This is a genomic window from Pseudomonas sp. Lb2C2 (assembly GCF_052112205.1).
GTDB classification, from domain to species: domain Bacteria; phylum Pseudomonadota; class Gammaproteobacteria; order Pseudomonadales; family Pseudomonadaceae; genus Aquipseudomonas; species Aquipseudomonas kilonensis.
The window spans coordinates 284,058-310,318 of record NZ_JAUTYW010000007.1; the positions used below are offsets into that span (position 1 = coordinate 284,058).

Here is a 26,261-nt window from a genome sequence, read left to right on the forward strand (position 1 = left end):
CCATGTCGACATTAGATGAAGAAGATCGCCGCGAATACTACCGTATCGAGGACACGATCGCACTGGAAATTCGGCCCCTGTCCATTCCTGAAGCTGCTGGCCAGGAAGTGTTGCAGGATGCTTCTCCATTGTTCAATCTGCTCAGTGAATTGCACCTGAGCGAATTCGAGTCACAGCACCTGCTGCGCCAGATCAGCGAGCGCGAACGCAGCATCGCGGCGTACCTCAAGGCAATGAACAAACGCATCGACCTGCTCAGCCAGGTCATTGCCCTCACTGCGCTCGGCGAAATCGGCGAACCACAGCCGGTGATCATTTCCGAAGGCGGCGTCGACTTCCAACACCCCACACCGATCGCCATCGGCTCCCACCTGTCGATCAAACTGGTGCTGATGCCCCAGGCCCTCGGCTTGTTGCTGCGGGCGCGGGTCACCCACTGCGACCCCAAGGGTGACGGCTACGACGTGGGCACCGAGTTCGAACGCCCGACCGACGCCCAGCGCCAGTTGCTGGCCCGCTACATCCTGCAGAAACAGGCGCAAGAGCGTCGCCTGGCCCGGGAACAGAACGACTCAGGTATCAATAAGGAAGAACCGTGACCCTCATTTATGGCCACCGCGGCGCCAAGGGCGAAGCGCCGGAAAACACCCTGACCGGTTTTCAGGAATGCCTCAAGCACGGCGTACGCCGTTGCGAGCTGGACCTGCACCTTTCGATGGACGGCGAGTTGATGGTGATCCACGACCCGACCCTCAAGCGCACCACCGATCGCCGGGGCAAGGTGGTCGAGCATACCGCCGCCGAGCTGGTGACCTACGATGCGCGCAAGGGTGGCCCGGGCTGGATCAAGCCGTGCCCGATCCCACGCCTGGAGGAGCTGTTCGAGAAGTGTGATTTCGAGCACTGGCAACTGGAGGTCAAGAGCGCCTCGCGCACCCGCGCCGCCGCCACGGTGCTGGGTATCCGCGAAATGGCCCAGCGTTTCGGGCTGCTGGACAAAATCACTATCACGTCCAGTTCCCGGGAAGTGCTCAAGGCAGCCCTGGACCTGACCCCGGACATCTCCCGCGGACTGGTGGCCGAGTACGCCTGGCTCGACCCGTTGAAGGTCGCCCAGAGTTACGGCTGCGAGATTCTGGCGCTGAACTGGACCCTGTGCACGCCGGAACGCCTGATCAAGGCGCAGCGCCAGGGGCTGCATGTGTCGGTGTGGACCGTCAACGAGCCCGCGCTGATGCGCAGGCTCGCCGACTTTGGCGCTGACAGCCTGATTACAGACTTTCCCGGTTTGGCCACTGCCACCCTCGAGAATTGCTGAAATCGGTCTCCCCGGCCGGCTCAGGCCACCGGCCGGAGCCGCTCAAAAAAGCCGGTTGAGCCCGTCATAGGCGGCTACCCGATAGGCTTCGGCCATGGTCGGGTAGTTGAACGTGGTGTTGACGAAGTACTTCAACGTGTTCAATTCGCCCGGCTGGTTCATGATCGCCTGGCCGATGTGCACGATCTCCGACGCCTGGTAGCCGAAGCAGTGCACGCCCAGCACTTCCAGGGTCTCGCGGTGGAACAGGATCTTCAGCATGCCTTGCGGCTCGCCGGCGATCTGCGCGCGCGCCATGCTCTTGAAGAAGGCCTTGCCCACTTCGTACGGCACCTTGGCCTGGGTCAACTCCTGCTCGTTCTTGCCGATCGAGCTGATCTCCGGAATGGTGTAGATCCCGGTCGGCACGTCGTTGACGAAGCGCCAGCTGCCATTGTCGACAATGCTGCCAGCAGCCGAACGGCCCTGGTCGTGGGCGGCACTGGCCAGGCTCGGCCAGCCGATCACGTCACCGGCACCGTAGATGTTCGGTACGCAGGTACGGTAGTTCTCGTCGACTTCGATCTGGCCGCGGCTGTTGACCTTCACGCCGATGTTTTCCAGGCCCAGGGTGTCGGTGTTGCCGGTACGGCCGTTACACCAGAGCAAGGCGTCGGCCTTGATCTTCTTGCCGGACTTGAGGTGCAGGATCACGCCATTGTCGACGCCTTCGACGCGGTCGTAGTCTTCGTTGTGGCGCACGGTAATATTGTTGTTGCTGAAGTGATAACTCAGGGCCTGGGAGATTTCCGAGTCCAGGAAGCTCAGCAACTGGCCGCGGTTGTCCACCAGTTCCACCAGCACACCCAGGCCGCTGAAGATCGAGGCGTATTCGCAACCGATCACGCCAGCGCCGTAGACGATGAGCTTACGCGGGGTGTGCCCCAGGCTCAGGATGGTGTCGCTATCGTAGATACGTGCATGGTTGAAATCGATGTCGGCCGGACGATACGGGCGCGAACCGGTGGCGATGATGATGTGCTTGGCCACCAGCTTCTCGACCACGCCATTGCCGCAGACCACTTCAACCGTCTGCTCATCGGCAAAGCTGCCGGTGCCGAAGAACACATCCACGCGGTTGCGGGCGTAGTAGCCGGTGCGCGAGGCCACCTGCTTGGAGATCACCTTCTCGGCGCTCTTGAGCACGTCCGGGAAGGAGAACCAGCGCGGCTCGCCGATGGCCCGGAACATCGGGTTGGTGTTGAACTGCATGATCTGCCGGACCGAGTGACGCAAGGCCTTGGACGGGATGGTACCCAAGTGGGTGCAGTTGCCGCCGACCTGCCGACGGCTGTCGACCATCGCCACCTTGCGCCCTGCCTTGGCCGCGTTCATTGCCGCGCCTTCCCCCGCCGGGCCGGAACCCAGTACCACCACGTCGTAGTTGTAGACAGCCATGCGTACTCCTCAGAACAGGCCGCGGCACCACACTTGGCACCGACGGCTAAATCATGCCGGCCCGCGGCATGAAGGAACAATTTGGGGCCGGTTCACGAGCCCGGCCACAGTCTATAGAAGCGTCAACGCCGCGCACATTACCCCTTGGTCGCGTCGTAGGCTAGTTTTGCCTGCGCTATTTCGCCACAGGTCGCCTTTCAGGGCGCTGTCATCATTGGGCTTTTCCGCTGCTTATGCGCTCAAACGCATCGCTGGTACGTGTGACAAAGTCATTGCCATCGCGCAGCACGAAAAATACCCCAATGCCATGTTTCTGGGCATAGTCCCAACCCTGTTCAGGACCGAGAATCAGCAACAGCGTCGATAGTCCATCGGCCATCAACGCCGAAGGATGAATCACCGTGACTGACGCCAGGTCATGTAGGACCGGCGCACCCGTACGTGCATCAAAGGTGTGGGAATAACGCTTGCCGCCCTGTTCAAAATATTTACGGTAGTCGCCCGAGGTGGAAACCCCGTAGCCGTTGACCTCGATGACACGCTCGGCCACTTGCCGATCGTCCCGGGGTTCTTCCAGGGCGATACGCCAGGCCGAACCATCGGGTTTACGCCCGACGGCCTTGAGTTCTCCGGTGGCTTCGGCCAGGTAACTGTCGATCCCCAGGGCCTGGAGCCTGGCGGCGATGCGGTCGACGGCATAGCCCGCGGCGACACTGTTGAAGTCGACTTCCACTGCGGCGTCTTTGCACAACCGGTCGCCCTCGATGCGCAAATGACCATGACCGACGCGCTGGCGCACCAAGGTCAAGGCTTCGGCGGTCGGTACTTTTTCTTCGCGAGACTGGGGACCGAAGCCCCACAGGTTCAGCAGCGGCTCCACAGTCAGGTCGAAAGAGCCATCGCTTTGGACCGACAACTGCTCACCTACGCGGACCAATTCCAGGACCGGGCCAGGCATGATCTGACAGCTATTGGCCGGCAGCGCGTTGAAACGCTCGATGTCCGAGTCGCTGCGATAGGTCGAGAGTTGCCGATCCACTTCGGCGAGGATGCTTTCCACTTCGGCCTGTACCGTTTTCGCAGCGGGCCCGGCGGAATGCCTGACGTACTGAATAGAATAATGACTACCCATGGTCGGGCCGGCGAAGCGCTCCAGGGTGTCGCCGTTGCCGCAACCCGACAACACGCCGGCCAGCACCACAAGCCCAATCCATCGTCCAGTTAACAAATCTTCATCTCCCCTCAAAACCGCGCCGGCCATTATGAACCCCAGCGCGCGCAAAAAAACCTGTGGGAGCCAATGGAGCCCTGTGGGAGCAAAGCTTGCTCGCGATGCAGGCGATACGGTTCAACTGCAAGACCGAGTCATCGTTCATCGCGAGCAAGCTTTGCTCCCACAGATCCCAAGGCTCCAAGGCTCCAAGGTTCCAAGGTTCCTGCAAGGCTCCCACAGGGGTGCAGCGCTTCCATACAAGATTTGCCAGAGTGAGTACCTACACATGTCTTCCAACACGAGCAACGGCAAGGCGATTTTTCGCGTTGTCAGCGGCAACTTCCTGGAGATGTTCGACTTCATGGTCTACGGCTTCTACGCCACGGCCATCGCCAAGACGTTCTTCCCCGCCGACAGCGCGTTCGCCTCGCTGATGCTGTCCCTGGCCACGTTTGGTGCCGGGTTCCTGATGCGCCCCCTCGGGGCGATTTTTCTCGGTGCCTACATCGACCGTCACGGCCGTCGCAAAGGCTTGATCATCACCCTGGCGCTGATGGCGATGGGCACAATACTGATCGCCTGCGTGCCGGGCTACGCTGTCCTCGGCGTGGCGGCCCCCTTGCTGGTGCTGCTGGGCCGATTGCTGCAAGGCTTCTCCGCCGGCGTGGAACTCGGTGGCGTGTCGGTTTACCTGGCGGAAATCTCAACACCGGGGCGCAAGGGCTTCTTTGTCAGTTGGCAATCCGCCAGTCAACAGGCTGCCGTGGTATTCGCCGGCCTGTTGGGGGTTGGCCTCAATCACTGGCTGAGCCCCCAGGAAATGGGGGATTGGGGCTGGCGCGTACCGTTCCTGGTGGGTTGCATGATTGTCCCGGCGATCTTCATGATCCGTCGTTCGCTGGAAGAAACACCTGAGTTCCAAGCGAGAAAACATCGTCCCAGCCTGTCGGAAATTGTCCGCTCCATCGGTCAGAACTTCGGCATTGTCTTGGCCGGTATGGCGCTGGTGGTGATGACCACGGTGTCGTTCTACCTGATCACCGCCTACACACCGACCTTCGGCAAGGCCGAGTTGAACCTGTCGGACCTGGATGCGCTGCTGGTCACGGTGTGCATCGGCTTGTCGAATTTCTTCTGGCTGCCAGTAATGGGGGCGTTTTCCGACAAGATCGGACGTAAACCCCTACTGCTCGGTGCGACGGTCCTGGCGATCCTCACCGCCTATCCGGCACTGTCCTGGCTGGTGGCGAACCCCAGCTTCAGCCATTTGCTGATCGTCGAGCTGTGGTTGTCGTTCCTGTATGGATCCTACAACGGTGCAATGGTCGTGGCCTTGACGGAAATCATGCCGGTCGAGGTGCGCACCACCGGTTTCTCGCTGGCCTACAGCCTGGCGACAGCGACGTTCGGCGGGTTTACCCCGGCGGCCTGTACGTATCTGATTCATGTATTGGATAACAAGGCCGCGCCAGGGATATGGCTCAGTGGTGCGGCGGTGCTGGGGTTGATTGCAACCTTGGTGCTGTTCAAGGGCAATCGGCATGAACTGCGAACAGCGCAGACCTCGGTGGTCGGCGGCGCCTGATGGATCGCTATCGTCGGATCGCCGCCCGGAGCAAGCTCGCTCCCACAGGGTGTACACAATCAAACTGTGGGAGCGAGCTTGCTCGCGATGAGGCCAGCCCAGGCACCACAAACCCCAGACAAAAAAACGCCCCGACAAGTCGGGGCGTTTTCACAAGCAGCTAAAGCTTAGCGCGGGAACGCTGGCGGGTTTACACCGGCCATGTCTTCCATCACGCGAACCACCTGGCAGCTGTAACCGAATTCGTTGTCGTACCAGACGTACAGAACAACGCGGTTGTCTTGGCTGATGGTCGCTTCAGCATCCACGACACCGGCGTGGCGCGAGCCGACGAAGTCGGTGGACACCACTTCCTGGGAATTGACGAAGTCGATCTGCTTGTGCAGGTCGGAGTGCAGCGCCATGTAGCGCAGGTACTCGTTCATCTCTTCACGGGTGGCGGCTTTCTCAAGGTTCAGGTTGAGAATGGCCATCGACACGTTCGGCGTCGGCACACGGATGGCGTTGCCGGTCAGCTTGCCAGCCAGCTCAGGCAGGGCCTTGGCAGCGGCAGTGGCAGCACCGGTCTCGGTGAGGACCATGTTCAGCGCGGCGCTGCGGCCACGGCGGTCGCCCTTGTGGAAGTTGTCGATCAGGTTCTGGTCGTTGGTGTACGAGTGAACCGTTTCGACGTGACCGTTGACGATGCCGAACTTGTCGTTCACTGCCTTGAGCACCGGCACGATGGCGTTGGTGGTGCAAGAAGCAGCGGAGACGATCTTGTCGTCAGCGGTGATTTCGCCGTGGTTGATGCCGTGAACGATGTTCTTCAGCTTGCCCTTGCCAGGCGCAGTCAGCACGACGCGGTCGATGCCCGGGCAGGCCAGGTGCTGGCCCAGGCCCTCGGCATCACGCCATACACCGGTGTTGTCCACCAGCAGTGCGTCCTTGATACCGTACTGGGTGTAGTCGACCTCGGTCGGGCTCTTCGCGTAGATCACCTGGATCAGGTTGCCGTTGGCGAGAATGGTGTTGCTCTCTTCATCGATGATGATGGTGCCGTTGAACGAACCATGGACCGAATCACGACGCAGCAGGCTGGCGCGTTTGGTCAGGTCGTTCTCGGCGCCCTTGCGCACCACGATGGCGCGCAGGCGCAGGCCGTCGCCGCCACCGGTTTTTTCGATCAGGATGCGCGCCAGCAGACGGCCGATACGACCGAAGCCGTACAGGACCACGTCAGTGCCTTTGCGAGCCGAAACGTTCTGCTGGCCAACCACATCAGCCATCTCTTCACGAACGAACTGCTCGGCGCTACGACCATTGCCTTCGTTACGGAATTTGAACGCCAACTTGCCCAGATCCACCGAAGCCGCGCCGAGCTTGAGCTCGCTCATGGCTTTGAGCAGGGGGAATGTTTCGTGGACGGAGAGTTCGCTGTCGTCGGAAGAACGGTGGCGAGCAAAGCGGTGGGCTTTGAGGATCGCGATGACAGACTGGTTGATCAGGCTGCGGCCATAGATCGAGCTCACCACGTTGTTATTGCGGTAGAGCTGACCGATGAGAGGGATCATCGCTTCTGCGAGAGCTTCACGATCAATCCATTCACCAAGACACTGGTCGGGCTTCTGAGTCACGGTAACCTTCCACATGTAGGGGCTGAAAAAAGGGGCTACATTATGCCGCCGAGTCCTCGGCGGAGCAATGCGCGCCTGTCGCACCGTGGTTTTCCTGTCTGCCCGGGTAGTCTGCGACTGACAGCAGCCCCCTTCCCCCGCTACAATTGTCGACTTTGTCGCAATGCTGGAGCTCAATCTTCCGTGCCCGTTCTGCGTCTTCCGCTTCTCCCTGCCGCGGCAGGTAAACAGCACTGGGGCAACCTGCCCGGTGCCGCCCTGAGCCTGGCCATCGCCGAGGCTGCCAGCGCTGCAAAGCGTTTCACCCTGCTGCTGACCGCCGACAGCCAAAGCGCCGAGCGGCTGGAACAGGAGCTGAGTTTCTTCGCCCCGGATTTGCCGGTCTTGCATTTCCCGGACTGGGAAACCCTGCCCTACGATCTGTTTTCGCCGCACCAGGACATCATTTCCCAGCGAATCGCCAGCCTTTATCGGCTGCCGGAACTCAGTCATGGCGTTTTGGTAGTGCCGATCACCACGGCCCTACATCGCCTGGCACCGACTCAATTCCTGCTGGGCAGCAGCCTGGTGCTGGACATCGGCCAGAAGCTTGATGTCGAGCAAATGCGTACCCGCCTTGAGGCCAGTGGCTATCGTTGTGTCGACACGGTGTACGAACACGGCGAGTTCGCTGTACGCGGCGCCTTGATCGACCTGTTCCCGATGGGCAGCAAACTGCCTTATCGCATCGACCTGTTCGATGACGAAATCGAGACCCTGCGCACCTTCGACCCGGAAAACCAGCGCTCCATCGACAAAGTGCAGTCGATCCGCCTGTTGCCGGCCAAGGAGTTCCCGCTGCAGAAAGACGCCGTGACCCGCTTCAAGGCCCGTTTTCGCGAGCGCTTCGATGTGGATTTCCGGCGCTGCCCGATCTTCCAGGACCTGAGCAGCGGGATCACGCCCGCCGGCATCGAGTACTACCTGCCGCTGTTTTTCGAAGAAACCTCCACCCTGTTCGATTACCTGCCCCAGGACACCCAGGTGTTTTCCCTGCCGGGCATCGAGCAGGCTGCGGAAAATTTCTGGAACGACGTGCGCAACCGCTACGAAGAACGTCGCGTCGATCCTTCCCGGCCTCTATTACCGCCGGCCGAGCTGTTCCTGCCGGTGGAAGACTGTTTTGCCCGCCTCAAGAGCTGGCCAAGGGTGGTGGCGAGCCAGCAGGACGTGGAAACCGGCGTCGGCCGTGAACGTTTCCCGGCCAAGGCATTGCCGGACCTGGCCATCGAAGCCAAGGCCACGCAACCTTTGGCGGCGCTGGCGAGCTTTCTCGATGCATTCCCCGGTCGCGTGTTGTTCACCGCCGAATCCGCGGGTCGTCGCGAAGTGCTGCTGGAGCTGCTTGAGCGCCTGAAGCTGCGACCGAAGACGGTGGACAGCTGGCCGGACTTCGTCGCCGGCAAGGATCGCCTGGCGATTACCATCGCGCCGCTGAACGACGGCCTGATCCTGGATGACCCGACCCTGGCCCTGGTCGCCGAAAGTCCGTTGTTCGGCCAGCGCGTCATGCAGCGCCGCCGTCGCGAAAAACGCGCCGACGCTGCCAACGACGCTGTCATCAAGAACCTCACCGAACTGCGCGAAGGCGCGCCCGTGGTGCACATCGACCACGGCGTAGGCCGCTACCTGGGCCTGGCGACGCTGGAAATCGACAGCCAGGCCGCCGAGTTCCTGACCCTGGAATACGCCGAGGGCGCCAAGCTCTACGTGCCGGTGGCGAACCTGCACCTGATCGCCCGCTACACCGGCAGCGACGACGCCCTGGCCCCGCTGCACCGCCTGGGCTCGGAAACCTGGCAGAAAGCCAAGCGCAAGGCGGCCGAACAGGTGCGCGACGTGGCCGCCGAACTGCTGGACATCTACGCCCGCCGCGCGGCCCGCGAGGGCTACGCCTTCGCCGACCCGAAAGCCGACTACGAAACCTTCAGCGCCGGTTTCCCGTTCGAAGAAACCGTCGACCAGCAGACCACCATCGAAGCCGTGCGCGCCGACATGCTCGCGCCCAAGCCCATGGACCGACTGGTGTGTGGCGACGTGGGCTTCGGCAAGACCGAAGTGGCGATGCGCGCCGCGTTCATTGCCGTGCACGGTGGCAAGCAGGTGGCGATCCTGGTGCCGACCACCCTGCTCGCCCAGCAGCACTACAACAGTTTCCGCGACCGCTTTGCCGACTGGCCAGTGACCGTGGAAGTGATGAGCCGTTTCAAGTCCACCAAGGAAGTGAACGCCGCCGTGGCCGACCTGGCCGAGGGCAAGATCGACATCGTCATCGGCACGCACAAGCTGCTGCAGGACGACGTGAAGTTCAAGAGCCTGGGGCTGGTGATCATCGACGAAGAGCACCGCTTTGGCGTGCGCCAGAAAGAACAGCTCAAGGCCCTGCGCAGCGAAGTCGACATCCTGACCCTGACCGCCACGCCGATCCCGCGCACGTTGAACATGGCGGTGTCAGGCATGCGCGACCTGTCGATCATCGCCACGCCGCCGGCCCGACGCCTGTCGGTGCGCACGTTCGTCATGGAGCAGAACAAAAGCACGATCAAGGAAGCCCTGCTGCGTGAGCTGCTGCGCGGCGGCCAGGTCTATTACCTGCACAACGACGTGAAGACCATCGAGAAATGCGCCGCCGACCTGGCCGAACTGGTACCGGAAGCGCGCATCGGCATCGGCCACGGACAGATGCGCGAGCGCGAACTCGAACAGGTGATGAGCGACTTCTACCACAAGCGCTTCAACGTGCTGATCGCCTCGACCATTATCGAGACCGGTATCGACGTGCCAAGCGCCAACACCATCATCATCGAGCGCGCCGACAAATTCGGCCTGGCCCAGCTGCACCAGTTGCGCGGCCGAGTCGGGCGTAGCCACCACCAGGCCTATGCCTACCTGTTGACGCCACCGCGCCAGCAGATCACCCCGGATGCGGAAAAGCGCCTGGAAGCCATCGCCAATACCCAGGACCTCGGCGCCGGTTTCGTGCTGGCCACCAACGACCTGGAAATCCGCGGTGCCGGCGAATTGCTCGGCGACGGCCAGAGCGGCCAGATCCAGGCCGTCGGCTTCACCCTGTACATGGAAATGCTCGAACGCGCGGTCAAGTCGATCCGCAAGGGCGAACAGCCGAACCTCGATCAACCCCTGGGCGGCGGACCGGAAATCAACCTGCGGGTGCCGGCGCTGATCCCGGAAGATTACCTGCCGGACGTCCACGCGCGGCTGATCCTCTACAAGCGCATCGCCTCGGCCAGCGACGAGGAAGGCCTCAAGGACCTGCAGGTGGAGATGATCGACCGCTTTGGCCTGCTGCCGGAACCGACCAAGAACCTGGTGCGCACTACGCTGCTCAAGCTCAAGGCCGAACAACTGGGCATCAAGAAAGTCGACGGCGGCCCCAACGGCGGCCGGATCGAGTTCGAGGCCCAGACGCCGGTCGATCCACTGGTGCTGATCAAGTTGATCCAGGGCCAGCCCAAACGCTACAAGTTCGAAGGTGCCACGATGTTCAAATTCATGGTGCCCATGGAGCGCGCGGAAGAGCGCTTCAATACCGTAGAGGCGCTGTTCGAGCGCCTCACTCCGACCACTGCTTGAAGGACGCCACATGCGCCTGTTTCGCTCACTGACCTTGTTGTTGACCCTGGTCGCACCCCTGGCGTTTGCCGACGACCTGTATCAGGTTGAAATGATTCTGGTGCGCCAGAACGCCGAGCCGGCGATTGTCAGCCGCGCCGCACCGGAAGACTGGGACGCCGGCGCGCAACGCCTGGGCGCGGACAGCCAGCGCACGCCGGCCCTGGGCCACATCGTCGAGAAACTCACCGCCAGCGGCCAATACACCGTGTTGATGCACAAGGCCTGGCAGCAGACGCTCGGTGAACAGGGGCGTAAAGTTGCCATCAGCGACGGCGCCGAACAGTTCGGGCAATTCCCCATCGAAGGCACCCTGGAACTGAAACTGGGCCGTTTCACCGATGTGGATGCCGATTTCTGGATCAACCAGATCAACGCCAATGGCCTGGTCACCTCCAGCGAGCGCCTCAAGCAGCAGAGCCATACCAAGAATGGCCAACTGAATTTCCTCGACAACGGGCATCTTGGCCTGCTGATCAAGATCACCTCGTTGACCGCGCCCGCACCACGGCAGGCACCTGAAGTCATTCCGGACTGATTGGCGCGCCTATGCCCTCGCCCCTGAGCAAACCCCTGGCACCTTCCTGGGTCAATCGATTCAAGGAACAGAGCCTGGAGCGCGGGCGCCGTTATGCGCTGGAAAACCGCGTCAGGATCGTCGAGGCCGGCGACAGCACCATCACCGCCAGCTGCGAAGGCTCTGGCGGCAACGTCTACCGCCAGACCATTCGCCTTAAAGAGTCAGCCAAGGGCGCGCTGATTCTGCTCGAAGCCGCGTGCTCCTGCCCGGTGCGCATCAACTGCAAGCACTGCGCGGCGGTGTTGCTGCAAGTCCAGGAAACCCTGGCCTACCCGGCCGCCGAAAAAGACGCGCTGTTGCTGGAGAAACTCCAGGCGGTGCTGGACAACCGCAGCCCCAAGGCCCCCCCACAAGTGCTGGTGGACAACGTGCAACCGGTGCCGCGGCTGTGGCTGGCCAGCATCGAGTTCAGCGCCTTCGAGCCGCGCAACGGCAAGATGCAGCGCTACATTCAACACCGCGCCGCGCTGTCCTTCAGTTACCTGGACGAGTACGTCAGCGGCCAACGCAACACCGACGTGCTGATTCGCCAGGAAACCCAGACACTGCGGATAAAACGCCACACCGATGTGGAACAGTCCTACCGCGAACAGCTGCGAATCCTCGGTTTCAAGGTTGCGACCCGGCAAAGCAAGGCCCTGCCGGAAAGTGCCGGCGAACTGTACGAGATGGTCAACGACAGCGCCTGGCTGACGTTCACCCTCAACGACCTGCCGAAACTGCGCACCCAAGGCTGGGAATTGCAGATCGATGAGGACTTCGGCTTTGACCTGACGGCGGTGGACGAGTGGTACGCCACCGTCGAGGAAACGCCGGAGCGGGACTGGTTCGACCTGGAACTGGGGATCATCGTCAACGGCGAACGCCTGAGCCTGTTGCCGATCCTGCTGAACCTGATGCGCTCGCACATCGAACTGTTCAACCCGGAACGCCTGGCCCGGCGCCGGGACGATGAACTCATTCTGGTCAACCTGCCCAACCGCCCGAACTCGGAGTTCGGCCCACAGCAGGTGGCCCTGCCCTACGGCCGGCTGAAACCGGTGCTGGCGACCCTGGGCGAGTTCTACCTGCAAGAGCCCGGCACCACCAAACTGCGCCTCAACAGCGCAGACGCTTTGCGCCTGAACCCGCTGCAGGACATGCCGCTGACCTGGGAAGGTGGCGAACACATTCGCGGCCTGGCCCAACGCCTGCGGGACATCAAGGATTACACCGCCACCGCGCCAGAAGGCCTGAATGCGAAGCTGCGGCCTTATCAACTTGAAGGCTTGAGCTGGATGCAATCGCTCAGGCAATTGGAAGTCGGCGGGATCCTCGCGGACGACATGGGCCTGGGCAAAACCCTACAGACCCTGGCGCACATTCTCAGTGAAAAACACGCCGGACGCCTGGACCGGCCGTGCATGGTGGTCATGCCGACCAGCCTGATCCCCAACTGGCTCGACGAGGCAGCTCACTTCACGCCGCAACTCAAGGTATTGGCGCTTTACGGCGCCGGGCGCAAGAAGCATTTCGACCGGTTGGCCGATTACGACCTGGTCCTCACCACCTATGCCCTGCTGCCCAAGGATGTCGAGCGCCTCGCCGCGCAGCCATTGCACGTGCTGATCCTCGATGAAGCCCAGTACATCAAGAACCCCACCAGCAAAGCCGCCCAGGCCGCCCGGGAGCTCAACGCCCGCCAGCGGCTGTGCCTGTCCGGCACGCCCCTGGAAAATCACCTGGGCGAACTGTGGTCGCTGTTTCATTTCCTGCTGCCGGGCTGGCTCGGAGACGTCAAGAGTTTCAACCGCGATTACCGTGTACCGATCGAAAAGCGCGGCAGCGAGGTACGACTGCAGCACCTCAACGGTCGGATAAAACCTTTCCTGCTACGCAGGACCAAGGAGCAAGTGGCGACGGAGTTGCCGCCCAAGACCGAGATCATCCATTGGGTCGAACTCAGCGACGCCCAGCGGGACGTCTACGAAACCATGCGCCTGGCGATGGACAAGAAGGTCCGCGACGAGATCACCCGCAAAGGCGTGGCCCGCAGCCAGATCATCATTCTCGAAGCGCTGCTCAAGCTGCGCCAGGTGTGTTGCGACCTGCGCCTGATCAACGACGCCACCCTGCCCGCCCGAGGCAGCACCTCGGGCAAGCTCGACAGCCTGATGGAAATGCTCGAGGAGCTGTTTGAAGAAGGTCGCCGGGTGCTGCTGTTTTCGCAGTTCACGTCCATGCTGGCGCTGATTGAAGATGAGCTGAAGAAACGCGGCGTCGATTACGCCCTCCTGACCGGCCAGACCCGCGACCGACGCACGCCCGTCAAGGAATTCCAGAGCGGCAAGCGTCAGATCTTCCTGATCAGCCTGAAAGCCGGTGGTGTAGGCCTCAACCTGACCGAGGCCGACACAGTGATTCACTACGACCCGTGGTGGAACCCGGCCACCGAAAACCAGGCGACCGACCGCGCCTACCGCATCGGCCAGGAAAAACCGGTATTCGTCTACAAGCTGATTGCCCGAGGCACGGTGGAAGAGAAGATCCAGCTGCTGCAAAAGGAAAAATCCGACCTCGCGGCCGGCGTACTGGACGGACGCGTGGCCGGGGATTGGAAACTGCAGAGCGACGACATCGAGGCCTTGTTCGCGCCGCTGCCGGACAAGCTGGAAAAACGCTGACACCCCTCAATTCCTGTGGGAGCCAAGCTTGCTCGCGATAGCGGTGGTTCAGTTGGCGCGGATGTCGACTGTGCCGCCGTCATTGCGAGCAAGCTCGGCTCCCACAGGTGACCGAGTCACTTGATGTGCGCGGACAATATGTGGGAGCGAGCTTGCTCGCGATGACTGACTATCAGGCGACATAGCCAGTGAATGTGCCGGTGAATCAGGTCTTGGGCAACGGTGCAAACAACGCTTCGATATCGCTCTGCTCAAGCTTCCACCCCCCCGTCGCGCCGCCATCCAGCAGACTGCCCGCCAACGCGGCCTTATCCTCCTGAAGCGCCTGTATCTTCTCTTCCACCGTGCCTCGGGCAATCAGCTTGTAGACGAACACTGGCTTGTTTTGACCGATCCGATAAGCCCGGTCGGTCGCCTGATTTTCCACCGCCGGGTTCCACCACGGATCGAAGTGAATCACCGTGTCCGCAGCCGTCAGATTGAGCCCCGTACCGCCGGCCTTGAGGCTGATTAGAAACAGCGACACCTTGCCACTCTGAAATTCCCTCACCGGGGTGCGGCGATCCGTGGTGGATCCGGTCAGTAAGGAATAGGTCAGGCTGCGCTTTTGCAGTTCCTCCTCGATCAGGGCCAGCATCGAGGTGAACTGGGAAAACAGCAGAATCTTGCGCCCTTCGCTGAGCAACTCTTCGAGCATCTCCATTAAACTGACCAACTTGCCGCTGCCGGAACGTAGCGCTTTGGCGGTCTGTACGGTATTGAGCAGCCGCAGGTCGCAGCAGACCTGACGTAACTTGAGCAATGCATCGAGGATGATGATTTGGCTACGCGCCACGCCGCTGCGGGCGATTTCGTCGCGCACTTTCTTGTCCATGGCTACGCGCACGGTTTCATAGACATCCCGCTGCCCCTCACTGAGTTCGACCCAATGCACTATTTCAGTCTTAGGTGGCAGCTCAGTGGCAACTTGTTCCTTTTTGCGCCGTAGCAGAAACGGTTTTATCCTCGCCGTCAGATGGTGCATTCGCTCGCTATTACCGTGCTTTTCGATCGGCGTCCGATAGTCCCGATTGAAGCTTTTGCTATCGCCCAACCAGCCTGGCAGCAGGAAATGAAACAGCGACCAGAGTTCGCCCAAGTGATTTTCCAGGGGCGTACCGGACAGGCACAGGCGCTGCCGGGCATTGAGTTCGCGGGCAGCCTGGGCGGCCTTGCTGGTGGGGTTCTTGATGTTCTGTGCTTCATCGAGAATCAGCACACTCCAGGCCTGGGGCTTTAGCACCTCCAGATCCCGCGGCAGCAAGGCATAAGTCGTCAACACCAGATCGTACTGTGCAAGGCTGGCGAAATCTTTTTGCCGGGCTGCGCCATGCAACGCCACGACGTTGAGCTGCGGTGTAAAGCGCGCGGCTTCGTCAAGCCAGTTGGGAATAAGACTGGTGGGCATGACCGCCAGTGCCGGGACATCCAGGCGCCCGGCCTGTTTCTCGCAAAGCAGGTGAGCCAGGGTCTGCAAGGTTTTACCCAAGCCCATGTCATCGCCCAGGATGCCGCCAACTTCCAGCTCGCGCAGCGTCTGCATCCAATTGAGCCCTTCGAGCTGATAAGGTCGCAGCTTGGCTTTGAGCCCTGCCGGCGCAGGGACATGCACGTGAGTCGACTCATGCAATCGCTTGGCGAACGTACGCAACCGCTCCCCGCCCTGCCAGGTCAATGGCACGCCTTCCAGCCCATTCAACCTGGCCGCATCAAAGGCGCTCAACCGTATCGAGTCACCCCGATGCTCCTTCATGTACAACTCGCCAAGCGTTGCCATCAGCGGCTTGACCCGCCCATATGGCAACGCGACCTTCACACCAGGACCCGCCCCGAATTTTCCACCGTTGAGATCGAGCAACATCAACTCTTCGTCACCGCGACGACCAAAGTTGTCCGGGGTCATCATCTCGGGGCTTGAGCGAAGCAGATGAAGCAAGATCGGCAGCAGGCTGTGCCGTTTTCCATCGACGATAATGCCCAGTTGTAAATCGAACCACTCTCGACCGGGAGACTCCTCGATGTCGGCGTACAACTGCTCCACCGGTTGCAGATCGAAATGAAAACCCGCTTCGATATCAATCTGCCAATTGGCGGCACGCAATCGCAGCAGGCCTTTGTCCATGAAGGCCAACCAGGCGTCGTCATCCGCCATTTGAAACAGCTCACCCCTGATGTCCGCCAGCGCTAGGCTCTTGCGAGTGGCTTTCTTGAAACCTACCTTGCGCAGAACGGTGCGAAACGCTTGCTCGACATCCGGTTTACGCTGAATGCGCAAAATTTCGGTTCCGGACAGGATCGACAGCTCGGTGGATGCTTTGTCGTCCGCCACATGACCATCATAAATAAAGGTCAGTGCCGCGCGATGTTCTGGAACAGATTTCCAGTGCCGGAAGTTGATTGCACTTCCCAACGTCAACACCGCTCGCGGTTCAACACCTTCGATGATGCGCTCAGTCAATTCTTTCGGCGGCGGAATAGGTCGGTCGACCGCGTTGATCCTATGGCTGAAAAGCACGACATCCCGAGCGGGTACCTCCGGCGCATGGCATAAATGGCACGCCAATTTGTCGTCCATTTCATAGGACAGCCGGCCAAGTTCCCTGCGCGATAAATCCAGATAATGAAGCGGCTCAAGCACCAGGAGGTTATCCAGTACCTGATCGCCACTGCGCCACCGAGGCCGATAGTTGCCATTGGCCTGCTCCGCCCAGAAAAACTGCGCATTTTTTAGCGGACCTGCGCCCAATGGCTGCGGCGGGTCGAAATCCAGGAACAAGCGTGAGGACTGTAATGCCAGCGCCAGCACCTCGGCGCCACTGCGACCTTGCAACGGGAAACTGTTCTGGCTGTGATAATGCTGACTGCTGATAAGCGACTGGCCAATTTGCTTGTCGACGTCGGACATATAATTCGGAAAACGATTCAGCATGTCCGTCAGTTGGCCAAACGCTTTCAGATCCTTCAGGGATCCATCATCGAGCTGGCGCCCCTTGAAGAGCTCCAAAAGCCACTGCCCTATGTGCGTCTTCTTGAGTTTGTAGAAGATCCTGACATCGGCGTCTTTTTTGCTCGGTAGCGAATCGGCGCCCCGCTCGGGGATACACTTGATCCAGGTTTCAAGTTCAGAATTCAGGCGCCCGCCGTCGGAGCTGGCCTCCAGCGCTTGTGGATTCCACATTAAATGGAACATGACGGCAGCGCAGTGCTTGCAGCTGTCGCCGACTGGGCACGAACATTCGTAACGAACGCCGTCGTATCCCCGATAACGAGTGAGCTCGATCACCTGCTGATAGACATTATCGCCGCCACCCTCGCATTCGGCGTGAATCGATTGCTCATCTATCCGCAGTATCCGTACTCGGTCTCCCTCGGCGTAGTCGAACCCGCGCTGAAGGTAACTCTGATGGAAGTCTTCTCCCCAATCCGTCTCAAGAAGCGCCTCAATTGGCTGGGTCATGGGCACCGCCGAGCATTACGCATATCAGTCACGACACTTCCTCAATCAACCAGCTGGGCAGCCTTCAGCGCGCCGAGCGCCGTCAGCCAGCGAGGGTCCTGACGGTATTCAGTGGAGGCACAGGCCTGGCCGCGCATGCGCGCGATCCGTGCCGAAGGCTTGACCTTCAGGCGCTGGGCAGCGCTCAAGGCCAACTCCGCGGCAGCACGGTCGTTGCACACCAGGCCCATGTCACAACCCGCCGTCAAAGCAGCCTCGATACGACTGGCAGCATCACCGACCACATGAGCCCCGGCCATCGACAGGTCATCACTGAAGATCACGCCATCGAATTGCAACTCGCCGCGCAGGATGTCCTGCAGCCAGCAGCGGGAAAACCCGGCTGGATTGGCGTCAACCTGCGGGTAGATGACATGGGCCGGCATGACGGCGGCCAGTTGCTTGCTCAGCCTGGCGAACGGTACCAGGTCGTTGGCGCGAATCTGCTCCAGGCTACGCTCGTCGTTCGGAATCGCCACGTGGGAATCGGCCTCGGCCCAGCCATGCCCTGGGAAATGCTTGCCGGTGGCGGCCATCCCGGCGGCGTTCATGCCGCGGATGAAGGCACCGGCCAACAACGCTGCTCGCTCGGGGTCACCTTCGAAGGAACGACTGCCGACAACAGCGCTGCGCTGGTAATCAAGGTCCAGCACCGGGGCAAAGCTCAAGTCGAGACCGACCGCCAGCACTTCAGTGGCCATGATCCAGCCGCACTGCTCGGCCAGGTATTCGGCGTTCGGGTTGTCAGCTATCGCCCGCATCGCCGGCAACCGCACAAACCCCTGGCGCAACCGCTGGACGCGGCCACCTTCCTGATCCACCGCCAATAAAAGGTCGGGGCGAATGGCGCGGATCGACGCGCTCAGCTCACGCACCTGACGTGGATGCTCGATATTGCGGGCAAAGATGATCAGGCCGCCTACCTCGGGCTGGCGCAACAGGTGGCGATCTTCGGCCGTCAGCCAGGTACCGGCGACGTCCACCATCAACGAGCCTTGCAGGCCAGCAGTCATAGCATTTCCTTAATAACGATGAACCCGCGCGACAACACAGGCACGACCACACGGCAGGGCCCAAGGCCCGGCAGGTCGCGGTCACGCAATGACAAATGGAACGGGTTCGAAACGAGAGTCGGCATGGGCGGCTAGCTTAGCGGATGTAGGCAGCCGCGCCCACCCGTGCACTTACGCCTTGGCCAGCGCCGGCGTCGATTTACTGCGCGGACGCAATTGCGCGGTCGCCATGGCTTCATCGGTGACGCCACTTTCGGCGCGCATGCCGGCCGCCAGGAACGGCACCATCAGGCGCATCACCTGTTCGATCGAGGTGTTCACGCCAAAGTCGGTTTCAGCAATGGCGCGCAGCGCCTTGATACCGGACATGCTGAACGCGGCGGCGCCGAGCATGAAGTGAACCCGCCAGAACAACTCGATGGGCGGAATACGCGGTGCGGCCTCATTGACCAGCAGCATGTAGCGCCGGAAAACCTTGCCGTACATGTCTTCCAGGTAACGTCGCAGGTGGCCCTGGCTCTGACTGAAAGCAAGGCCCAACAGGCGCATGAAAATGGAAAGGTCGTTACCGCTGCGCGGTTGCACGACAAGGGCTTGCTCGACCAGGATTTCCAGGAGTTCTTCCAGGGTCGGCTTGACGTCAGGCTTGGCCTGCCGGCGCTCCAGCTCGCGATCGAGGCTGAGGCAGAAAGGTCCGAGGAACCGCGAGAATACCGCCTGGATCAGGGCCTTTTTCGAGCCGAAATGATAGTTCACCGCCGCCAGGTTCACCCCGGCCTTGCTGGTGATCAGACGCAACGAGGTTTCAGCGAAACCTTTTTCCGCGAACAACTGCTCGGCAGCATCGAGAATGCGTTCAACGGTTTCCGACTGGGCCATGGTTACTCCGCCTGACAAACACTTGTTTGAAACATACGTTTCAGCCTAGGGGTTGTCAAGCCTGCCGGGGCGTTTTGCGAACGCCCGGTCACGTATTTAACCACACCTTTTCACGGGTGGTAGCCATGTCGCATCCAACAGCCCGACCGACCGTCCAGCGGCCAATGAAAAAAGGAGGATTGCCAAGCGGCGTTCACTGTATATAATCCCAGTCACTGTATAAAAAGACAGAGCGATCAATATGCTAAAGCTGACGCCACGCCAAGCAGAGATTCTGGCCTTCATCAAACGTTGCCTCGAAGACAATGGCTACCCGCCGACCCGCGCGGAAATCGCCCAGGAACTGGGTTTCAAGTCGCCCAATGCGGCTGAAGAACACCTCAAGGCGCTGGCGCGCAAGGGTGCTATCGAAATGACCCCGGGCGCATCCCGTGGCATTCGCATCCCCGGCTTCGAAGCCAAGGCCGACGAAACCACCCTGCCGATCATCGGCCGGGTCGCGGCAGGCGCACCGATCCTGGCCCAGCAGCATGTCGAGGAGTCCTGCAACATCAATCCTTCGTTCTTCCATCCTCGGGCCGATTACCTGCTTCGTGTACACGGCATGAGCATGAAGGACATCGGCATCTTCGACGGTGACCTCCTGGCCGTCCACACCACCCGCGAAGCCCGCAATGGCCAGATCGTGGTGGCGCGAATCGGCGACGAAGTGACCGTCAAGCGCTTCAAGCGCGACGGCAGCAAGGTCTGGCTCATCGCCGAGAACCCGGAGTTCGCGCCCATCGAAGTGAACCTGAAAGATCAGGACCTGGTCATCGAAGGCTTGAGTGTCGGCGTCATTCGCCGCTAAAGGAGGCTTTATGCAGTTCCCTCACACACCACAACACACACAACTTCCGCTGTTCGAGGCATTCATGGCCCAACCGCTGGCTCCAGTCCTGAAAGAGGTCATCGAGTCGCCCTGGGGCGTCGAGCCCGAGGCTTTCAGCGAACTGTCGTTACGTGGTGCAGCCGGAAACTGCCTGAACCTGCTGGCGCCGATTCTGCGAGAACTCAGCCAGGACCAGGATGCTCGCTGGCTGACGCTGATCGCGCCACCGGCCAGCGTCACCCAGGCCTGGCTCCGTGATGCCGGCCTGAACCGCGAACGCATCCTGTTGTTGCAACCACGAGGCACCCAAAGCGCCCAACAGTTGACCTGCGAAGCCTTGCGCCTGGGCCGCAGCCACACCGTGGTCAGCTGGCTCAACCCGCTAACCGCGACCGCACGGCAACAGTTGATCAGCGCCGCCCGTACCGGGGACGCACAAAGTCTGAATATTCGATTGGGCTAAGACAAACGCGGGGCTTCTCCAAGGCAGAGAAGCCGACCAGCCACACTATCCAAAAAAGCCGACAGACGGGATCAATGAAGAACCCGTGGCCCCTCTTCCTTGTTGAATTCGCCTTCAACCAGGCGACCTGCCATCTGGACGCCCACGCTCAGCATCGCCTTGGCGACTTCGACGTGTTGGCCCTGGAGGAATACCTTGGCATCTTCGGAGAAGTTCAGGGTAACCAGAGAACCCTCGTCCTCAGCCCTGCGCAGCTCGATGCGGCCATCAGGAAGTTCGACAATTTCTAGAAAGGACGTAGGCATAAAAGTCTGTTCTCCACGAAAGGCGAGGATTATATAGTCATCGGCCAGGCTCCGCTCGGGATCTTGACCAAGTGTTATCAACGAACGTAACGGGCCGAGGGCGAACTCAGCACTCGCTCAACCCTTCACGAAAGCGTATCGCCAGGCTCTTGAGGTTCTGGCGCCAGCTCTCCAGCTCCTCCCGACTCAACTCCTGCTCAGGTTCTTGTTCGTCCAGATTGACCGCCACGATCAACGGCTGGGTCACGTCCCCCTTGGGCTTGCGCGGGGCCCGCGGCGGCTCGAACAGCGCCGCATGGGCCGCCAACAGCTTCGCCAGCCAGGTTTCCGGGTTGTGCGCCAATTCGACCATTTCGGCCAATTCCGGGATAGCGATGGTTTCCAGCACTTCACGGGTCAACAACAGCTCGGCCCGCGGCGCATTCGCTTGTGGCAGGCGATAGAAACCGGCGATTTCATGGCACAACCCCAACAATGCACCGTACAGGTGAAACAGCGCGGATTCGCGTCCTGCCTGGAGCAGCGCCGGGGAATTCATCGCACGCCCGTCTTCGGCCCTGGTGAGCGCTTCAAGCGACAGACCGGCGAAATAGATTTTCTGATTGGTGCGGGTATAGAGTTCGTGGGCCATGGCGGCGTCTCCCCAACGAAATGAAAGCTTCACGCAAGTGCGACAGTGTCATGGATCAACCGAGGCCACTGCAAGCCAAAAACAAAAAGGCCGCATGAAAACCTATGGGTTGTCATGCGGCCTTTTGTTCACTTGAGACTTATTGGGGCGGCTACGCCCGAAACGTCGGACCGGTCCAGCGGGAGCAAGCCCCCTCGTCACACGTGAGTGCTGCCATCAGCTCTTGTCTTGCACCGTCCACTTACCGCCGTCGTAGTAGGCTTTCCAGCCAGTCGGCTTGCCGTCGACTTCGGTTTGCACGTATTGCTCCTTGGTCTTGCGGCTGTAGCGAATCACCGCCGGGCGCCCTTCCGGATCCTTCTGCGGCGCTGCACAGAGGAAATGGTACTTCGGATCGATCTCGTCCTTGTGCGGCACGATTTCCATCACCAACGGTGCACGGGTCTCGCGGTTTTTCGGGAACTGGCTGGCCGCCAGGAACAGGCCGGAGGCACCGTCGCGCAGGATGTAGGTGTCGTTGACCTTCTCGCACTTGAGCTCAGGCATCTTCACCGGGTCCATCTTCGGCGGCGCCGCGTCACCGCTCTTGAGCAGTTTGCGGGTGTTTTTGCAGGTCGGGTTGGTGCAACCGAAGAACTTGCCGAAACGGCCGGTCTTGAGCTGCATCTCGCTGCCACACTTGTCGCATTCCAGGCTCGGGCCTTCGTAGCCCTTGATGCGATAAGTGCCCTCTTCGATCTCGTAGCCGGCACAGTCCGGGTTGTTGCCGCAGATGTGCAGCTTGCGCTTTTCATCCAGCAGGTAGGCGTCCATCGCCGTGCTGCAGATCGGGCAGCGATGCTTGCCGCGCAGCACCAGGGATTCCGATTCGCCCTCGTCGTCCGCAGCGATTTCGTCGCCCGGCACCAGGTTGACCGTCGCCTTGCAGCGCTCCTTGGGTGGCAGGCTGTAGCCCGAGCAACCGAGGAATACGCCGGTCGAGGCGGTACGGATTTGCATCGGACGCCCGCAGGTCAGGCACGGAATGTCGGTCATGACCGGCTGGTTGGCGCGCATGCCGCTGTCCGGGCTTTCGGCCACTTCGAGCTTTTTCTTGAAGTCGCCGTAGAACTCGTCGAGAACATTTTTCCAGTCGCGTTCGCCCTGGGCCACATCGTCGAGGTTCTCTTCCATACCGGCGGTGAAGCCGTAGTCCATCAGGTTCGAGAAGCTCTCGGACAAACGCTCGGTAACGATGTCACCCATCTTTTCCGAATAGAAACGACGGTTGTGCAGCGCCACATAGCCGCGGTCCTGGATGGTGGAGATGATGGCTGCGTAGGTCGAAGGACGACCGATGCCGCGCTTTTCCATTTCCTTGACCAGGCTGGCTTCGGAGTAACGGGCCGGTGGCTTGGTGAAGTGCTGGGTCGGATCAAGCTTGATCAGCTTCATCACGTCGCCCTGGGCCATGTCTGGCAGGACGTCATCGTCCCCAGGCTTGGTGATCTGCGGCATGACGCGGGTGTAGCCGTCGAACTTCAGGATGCGGCCCTTGGCGCGCAATTCGAAGTCGCCGGCACCGACGCTGACCGTGGTCGACAGGTATTGCGCCGGCAGCATCTGGCAGGCCAGGAACTGGCGCCAGATCAGCTCATAGAGACGCTCGGCATCGCGCTCCATGCCCGACAGCTTGCTTGGCTCGGTATTGGCATCGGACGGACGAATCGCTTCGTGAGCCTCCTGCGCGCCTTCCTTGCTGCTGTAGACGTTCGGCGTCTCTGGTAGGTACTTCTTGCCGAACTCACTTTCTATATAAGTGCGCGCCATCGCCACGGCATCGACCGAAAGGTTGGTCGAGTCGGTACGCATATAGGTGATGTAGCCGGCTTCGTACAGACGCTGGGCCATCATCATGGTTTTCTTCACGCCAAAGCCCAGGCGATTGCTCGCGGCCTGTTGCAGCGTGGAGGTGATGAACGGCGCCGACGGCTTGCTGCTGGTCGGCTTGTCTTCGCGTTTGACGATGCTGTAGCTGGAAGCCTTGAGCTTCTCCAGCGCAGCCATGGCCTGGGCTTCGTTGAGCGGCTTGAAGGCTTCACCCTTCTCCCGGGCCACGTCAAAGCGCACGGTGGCGCCCTTGGCGGTGCCGAGGTCGGCGTGGACTTCCCAATACTCTTCAGGAATGAACGCACGGATCTCCCGCTCGCGCTCCACCACCAGCTTCACAGCGACCGACTGCACACGACCGGCCGACAGACCGCGGGCGATCTTGGCCCACAGCAGGGGCGAGACCATGTAGCCCACCACGCGGTCGAGGAAGCGACGCGCCTGCTGGGCGTTGACCCGATCGATGTCCAGCTCGCCCGGCTGGGAGAAGGCTTCCTGAATGGCCTTCTTGGTAATTTCGTTGAACACCACGCGCTTGTAGCGGCTGTCATCCCCACCAATGGCTTCGCGCAGGTGCCAGGCAATGGCTTCCCCTTCGCGGTCCAAGTCCGTCGCGAGATAGATGGTGTCGGCATCCTTGGCGAGCCGGCGCAGCTCTTCGATGACCTTTTCCTTGCCCGGGAGGATCTCGTACTTGGCTTTCCAGCCGTGTTCCGGATCGACCCCCATGCGTGAGACCAGCTGCTTGCGCGCCTTGTCTTTCGGCGACAGCGCCGGCGCTTCACCAGCAGCTGCCTTGCCGCGCTTGGCGGCTGGCTCCTTGCTGGCGCTAGCCGAACCGCTGGTGGGCAGGTCTCGGATATGGCCGATACTCGACTTCACCACGTATTGGTCGCCCAGATACTTGTTGATGGTCTTGGCCTTAGCCGGGGATTCCACAATGACCAGCGATTTGCCCATGGATCAGAAAATTCCTGAATTCTAAAAAGTGAAAGGCGGTTGGCGCCTGACGCGGCACCGCTATATATAGTGGCTGCAAGGTGAGGTCAAGCGCAGGGTTGCCTGCATACCGGCCTCAAGGCTTGGAAAAAATGCTCTCCTCGGCCTGCACCAAAGCAAAGCGTGGCACCTGTTCGCCGTCAACCTCGACGGACTCCTCGAACATGCTCAAGGGACGCACCCAAAAGCCGTAATCGCCATACAGGGCTTGATAGAAGACCACTTCTTCCTCGGTCTCGGAATGCCGCGCGATGCTGAATACGCGGTACTGCGGACCTTTGTAATGCTGGTAGAGCCCAGGTTGTATCGGCATGATTTGGCCCTCACTCAAATTTTTTCAAAATAAAAACAAAATCTTTTTTACTAAACCCGAAAAAACAAAAACCGGGGCACTTGGCCCCGGCTTCCATCAACGCAACGCTTAGACGCGTTCGAAGACAGTGGCGATGCCCTGGCCGAGGCCAATGCACATGGTGGACACACCAAAGGTGCCGCCATTCTGCTTCATGACGTTGAGCAGCGTGCCGGAGATACGCGCACCGGAGCAACCGAACGGGTGACCCAGGGCGATCGCGCCGCCGTGCAGGTTAACCTTCTCGTTCATCTTGTCGAGCACTTTCAAATCTTTCAGCACTGGCAGGGCCTGTGCGGCGAAAGCTTCGTTGAGCTCGAAGAAGTCGATATCGGCAATGCCCAGGCCTGCACGCTTCAAGGCTTTCTGCGTGGCCGGTACTGGACCATAGCCCATGATCGCCGGGTCCACACCCGCCACGGCCATCGAACGAATCACCGCCATCGGCTGGATACCCAGGTCCTGGGCACGCTGGGCCGACATTACGATCATGCACGAGGCACCGTCGGTGATCTGCGACGAGGTACCGGCTGTCACGGTGCCGCCCTTCGGATTGAAGGCCGGCTTGAGGGCCGCCAGGCTTTCCAGGGTGGTTTCCGGACGAATGGTTTCGTCGTAGTCGAACAGCTTCAGGAAGCCGTTCTCGTCGTAGCCCTGCATCGGGATGATCTCATCCTTGAACTTGCCTTCCACGGTCGCCTTGTGGGCGAGCTGGTGGGAGCGCACGCCAAAGGCGTCCTGCTGTTCGCGGGTGATGCCGTGCATTTTGCCAAGCATTTCCGCAGTCAGGCCCATCATGCCCGAGGCTTTCGCCGCGTACAGCGACATGTGCGGGTTCGGATCGACGCCGTGCATCATGCTCACGTGGCCCATGTGCTCGACACCACCGACGACGAACACGTCACCATTACCGGTCATGATCGCCTGGGCGGCGGTGTGCAGCGCGCTCATGGACGAACCGCACAGGCGGCTGACGGTCTGGCCCGCCGCCGTGTGAGGGATCTGGGTCATCAGCGAGGCCATGCGGGCGATGTTCCAGCCCTGCTCCAGGGTCTGGTTCACACAGCCCCAGATCACGTCTTCGACTTCGTTGGGGTCGACCTTGACGTTGCGCTCCAGCAGCTTGCTGATCAGGTGCGCCGACATGTCTTCGGCGCGGGTGTTGCGGTGCATGCCGCCCTTGGAGCGGCCCATCGGTGTACGACCGAAGTCGACAATCACGACGTCTCTAGGATTCAAGCTCATAAATGTTCTCTCGCT

Annotated in this window: 19 protein-coding genes; 8 read left to right on the forward strand and 11 right to left on the reverse strand. The window is 60.8% G+C overall.

What is annotated here, in order from left to right:
* Positions 1-2 precede the first annotated feature (2 nt).
* Both Q7F16_RS22395 and Q7F16_RS22400 read left to right on the forward strand, forming a co-directional pair.
* Entirely contained in the window at positions 3-599 is a 597-nt protein-coding gene (locus tag Q7F16_RS22395) for a PilZ domain-containing protein (RefSeq protein WP_186650322.1), read from the forward strand.
* Entirely contained in the window at positions 596-1,318 is a 723-nt protein-coding gene (locus Q7F16_RS22400; protein ID WP_003199672.1) for a glycerophosphodiester phosphodiesterase, read from the forward strand. Before Q7F16_RS22395 ends, Q7F16_RS22400 begins: the two co-directional genes overlap by 4 nt.
* Before the next feature lie 42 nt (positions 1,319-1,360).
* On the opposite strand, the gene sthA is transcribed toward Q7F16_RS22400, so the two are convergent.
* Positions 1,361-2,755: a Si-specific NAD(P)(+) transhydrogenase gene (gene sthA, locus Q7F16_RS22405; protein ID WP_003183399.1), complete on the reverse strand. Its 1,395-nt coding sequence runs from the start codon at positions 2,753-2,755 to the stop codon at positions 1,361-1,363.
* 211 nt (positions 2,756-2,966) lie between these two features.
* Entirely contained in the window at positions 2,967-4,016 is a 1,050-nt protein-coding gene (locus Q7F16_RS22410) for an FAD:protein FMN transferase (protein WP_409556889.1), read from the reverse strand.
* Between the two features lie 238 nt (positions 4,017-4,254).
* On the opposite strand from Q7F16_RS22410, the gene Q7F16_RS22415 reads away from it, so the two are divergent.
* Positions 4,255-5,553 carry an MFS transporter gene (locus Q7F16_RS22415; protein ID WP_046065298.1) on the forward strand — a complete coding sequence of 433 codons (1,299 nt, stop codon included), beginning with the start codon at positions 4,255-4,257 and terminating at the stop codon, positions 5,551-5,553.
* 167 nt (positions 5,554-5,720) lie between these two features.
* Here the strand turns inward: Q7F16_RS22415 and Q7F16_RS22420 are convergent, their stop codons facing one another.
* Positions 5,721-7,184, reverse strand: a complete 1,464-nt coding sequence (locus Q7F16_RS22420) for a glyceraldehyde-3-phosphate dehydrogenase (protein ID WP_409556890.1) — start codon at positions 7,182-7,184, stop codon at positions 5,721-5,723.
* Positions 7,185-7,352: 168 nt separating this feature from the next.
* Here Q7F16_RS22420 and mfd point away from each other — a divergent pair, with 168 nt between their 5' ends.
* The 3 genes from mfd to Q7F16_RS22435 are packed head-to-tail and all read left to right on the forward strand — an operon-like array spanning position 7,353 to position 14,084.
* Complete coding sequence (gene mfd, locus Q7F16_RS22425; protein ID WP_409556891.1) at positions 7,353-10,802, forward strand: transcription-repair coupling factor; 3,450 nt, start codon at positions 7,353-7,355, stop codon at positions 10,800-10,802.
* Between the two features lie 10 nt (positions 10,803-10,812).
* The gene (locus Q7F16_RS22430; protein ID WP_014339353.1) at positions 10,813-11,379 is read left to right on the forward strand and encodes a CsiV family protein; all 567 of its coding nucleotides are present in this window, start codon (positions 10,813-10,815) and stop codon (positions 11,377-11,379) included.
* Between the two features lie 11 nt (positions 11,380-11,390).
* Positions 11,391-14,084, forward strand: coding sequence for an SNF2-related protein (locus Q7F16_RS22435; RefSeq protein WP_409556892.1), 2,694 nt, complete (start codon positions 11,391-11,393; stop codon positions 14,082-14,084).
* A 205-nt stretch (positions 14,085-14,289) separates the two neighbouring features.
* Here the strand turns inward: Q7F16_RS22435 and Q7F16_RS22440 are convergent, their stop codons facing one another.
* The 3 genes from Q7F16_RS22440 to Q7F16_RS22450 all read right to left on the reverse strand — a co-directional run bounded on the left by Q7F16_RS22440 (position 14,290) and on the right by Q7F16_RS22450 (position 19,511).
* Positions 14,290-17,580 (reverse strand): DEAD/DEAH box helicase, encoded by a 3,291-nt coding sequence (locus Q7F16_RS22440; protein ID WP_409556893.1) that lies wholly within the window; start codon positions 17,578-17,580, stop codon positions 14,290-14,292.
* Between the two features lie 41 nt (positions 17,581-17,621).
* Positions 17,622-18,632, reverse strand: coding sequence for a beta-N-acetylhexosaminidase (gene nagZ, locus Q7F16_RS22445; protein WP_409556894.1), 1,011 nt, complete (start codon positions 18,630-18,632; stop codon positions 17,622-17,624).
* Positions 18,633-18,803: 171 nt separating this feature from the next.
* Positions 18,804-19,511 (reverse strand): TetR/AcrR family transcriptional regulator, encoded by a 708-nt coding sequence (locus tag Q7F16_RS22450; protein WP_046065294.1) that lies wholly within the window; start codon positions 19,509-19,511, stop codon positions 18,804-18,806.
* A gap of 241 nt (positions 19,512-19,752) precedes the next feature.
* Between Q7F16_RS22450 and lexA the strand changes: the two genes are divergently transcribed.
* Both lexA and sulA read left to right on the forward strand, forming a co-directional pair.
* The gene (lexA, locus tag Q7F16_RS22455; protein ID WP_003199651.1) at positions 19,753-20,361 is read left to right on the forward strand and encodes a transcriptional repressor LexA; all 609 of its coding nucleotides are present in this window, start codon (positions 19,753-19,755) and stop codon (positions 20,359-20,361) included.
* Between the two features lie 10 nt (positions 20,362-20,371).
* The gene (sulA, locus tag Q7F16_RS22460; RefSeq protein WP_014339358.1) at positions 20,372-20,845 is read left to right on the forward strand and encodes an SOS-induced cell division inhibitor SulA; all 474 of its coding nucleotides are present in this window, start codon (positions 20,372-20,374) and stop codon (positions 20,843-20,845) included.
* 71 nt (positions 20,846-20,916) lie between these two features.
* Here sulA and Q7F16_RS22465 read toward each other — a convergent pair whose 3' ends face one another.
* From Q7F16_RS22465 to fadA, 5 genes are all read right to left on the reverse strand, one after another.
* Positions 20,917-21,150, reverse strand: a complete 234-nt coding sequence (locus tag Q7F16_RS22465) for a hypothetical protein (protein WP_003183419.1) — start codon at positions 21,148-21,150, stop codon at positions 20,917-20,919.
* Between the two features lie 106 nt (positions 21,151-21,256).
* A complete protein-coding gene (locus Q7F16_RS22470; RefSeq protein WP_046065292.1) occupies positions 21,257-21,781 on the reverse strand; it encodes a DUF6586 family protein in 525 nt (174 codons plus the stop codon).
* Positions 21,782-21,997: 216 nt separating this feature from the next.
* On the reverse strand, positions 21,998-24,610 hold the full coding sequence (gene topA, locus Q7F16_RS22475) for a type I DNA topoisomerase (RefSeq protein WP_409556895.1): 2,613 nt from the start codon (positions 24,608-24,610) through the stop codon (positions 21,998-22,000).
* A 115-nt stretch (positions 24,611-24,725) separates the two neighbouring features.
* Positions 24,726-24,962: a DUF1653 domain-containing protein gene (locus tag Q7F16_RS22480; protein WP_003199644.1), complete on the reverse strand. Its 237-nt coding sequence runs from the start codon at positions 24,960-24,962 to the stop codon at positions 24,726-24,728.
* A gap of 108 nt (positions 24,963-25,070) precedes the next feature.
* Positions 25,071-26,246, reverse strand: a complete 1,176-nt coding sequence (fadA, locus tag Q7F16_RS22485; protein WP_024618393.1) for an acetyl-CoA C-acyltransferase FadA — start codon at positions 26,244-26,246, stop codon at positions 25,071-25,073.
* Positions 26,247-26,261 lie beyond the last annotated feature (15 nt).

Excerpts from the sequence above, each read along its gene's own strand:
- sthA (WP_003183399.1), bottom strand. The coding sequence starts at position 2,755 with ATGGCTGTCTACAACTACGACGTGGTGGTACTGGGTTCCGGCCCGGCG.
- Q7F16_RS22450 (WP_046065294.1), bottom strand. The coding sequence starts at position 19,511 with ATGGCCCAGTCGGAAACCGTTGAACGCATTCTCGATGCTGCCGAGCAG.
- lexA (WP_003199651.1), top strand. The coding sequence starts at position 19,753 with ATGCTAAAGCTGACGCCACGCCAAGCAGAGATTCTGGCCTTCATCAAA.
- sulA (WP_014339358.1), top strand. The coding sequence starts at position 20,372 with ATGCAGTTCCCTCACACACCACAACACACACAACTTCCGCTGTTCGAG.
- Q7F16_RS22415 (WP_046065298.1), top strand. The coding sequence starts at position 4,255 with ATGTCTTCCAACACGAGCAACGGCAAGGCGATTTTTCGCGTTGTCAGC.
- Q7F16_RS22470 (WP_046065292.1), bottom strand. The coding sequence starts at position 21,781 with ATGGCCCACGAACTCTATACCCGCACCAATCAGAAAATCTATTTCGCC.
- Q7F16_RS22440 (WP_409556893.1), bottom strand. The coding sequence starts at position 17,580 with ATGACCCAGCCAATTGAGGCGCTTCTTGAGACGGATTGGGGAGAAGAC.
- Q7F16_RS22480 (WP_003199644.1), bottom strand. The coding sequence starts at position 24,962 with ATGCCGATACAACCTGGGCTCTACCAGCATTACAAAGGTCCGCAGTAC.
- Q7F16_RS22435 (WP_409556892.1), top strand. The coding sequence starts at position 11,391 with ATGCCCTCGCCCCTGAGCAAACCCCTGGCACCTTCCTGGGTCAATCGA.
- Q7F16_RS22465 (WP_003183419.1), bottom strand. The coding sequence starts at position 21,150 with ATGCCTACGTCCTTTCTAGAAATTGTCGAACTTCCTGATGGCCGCATC.
- Q7F16_RS22420 (WP_409556890.1), bottom strand. The coding sequence starts at position 7,184 with ATGTGGAAGGTTACCGTGACTCAGAAGCCCGACCAGTGTCTTGGTGAA.
- fadA (WP_024618393.1), bottom strand. The coding sequence starts at position 26,246 with ATGAGCTTGAATCCTAGAGACGTCGTGATTGTCGACTTCGGTCGTACA.
- topA (WP_409556895.1), bottom strand. The coding sequence starts at position 24,610 with ATGGGCAAATCGCTGGTCATTGTGGAATCCCCGGCTAAGGCCAAGACC.
- Q7F16_RS22430 (WP_014339353.1), top strand. The coding sequence starts at position 10,813 with ATGCGCCTGTTTCGCTCACTGACCTTGTTGTTGACCCTGGTCGCACCC.
- Q7F16_RS22410 (WP_409556889.1), bottom strand. The coding sequence starts at position 4,016 with ATGGCCGGCGCGGTTTTGAGGGGAGATGAAGATTTGTTAACTGGACGA.
- Q7F16_RS22395 (WP_186650322.1), top strand. The coding sequence starts at position 3 with ATGTCGACATTAGATGAAGAAGATCGCCGCGAATACTACCGTATCGAG.
- nagZ (WP_409556894.1), bottom strand. The coding sequence starts at position 18,632 with ATGACTGCTGGCCTGCAAGGCTCGTTGATGGTGGACGTCGCCGGTACC.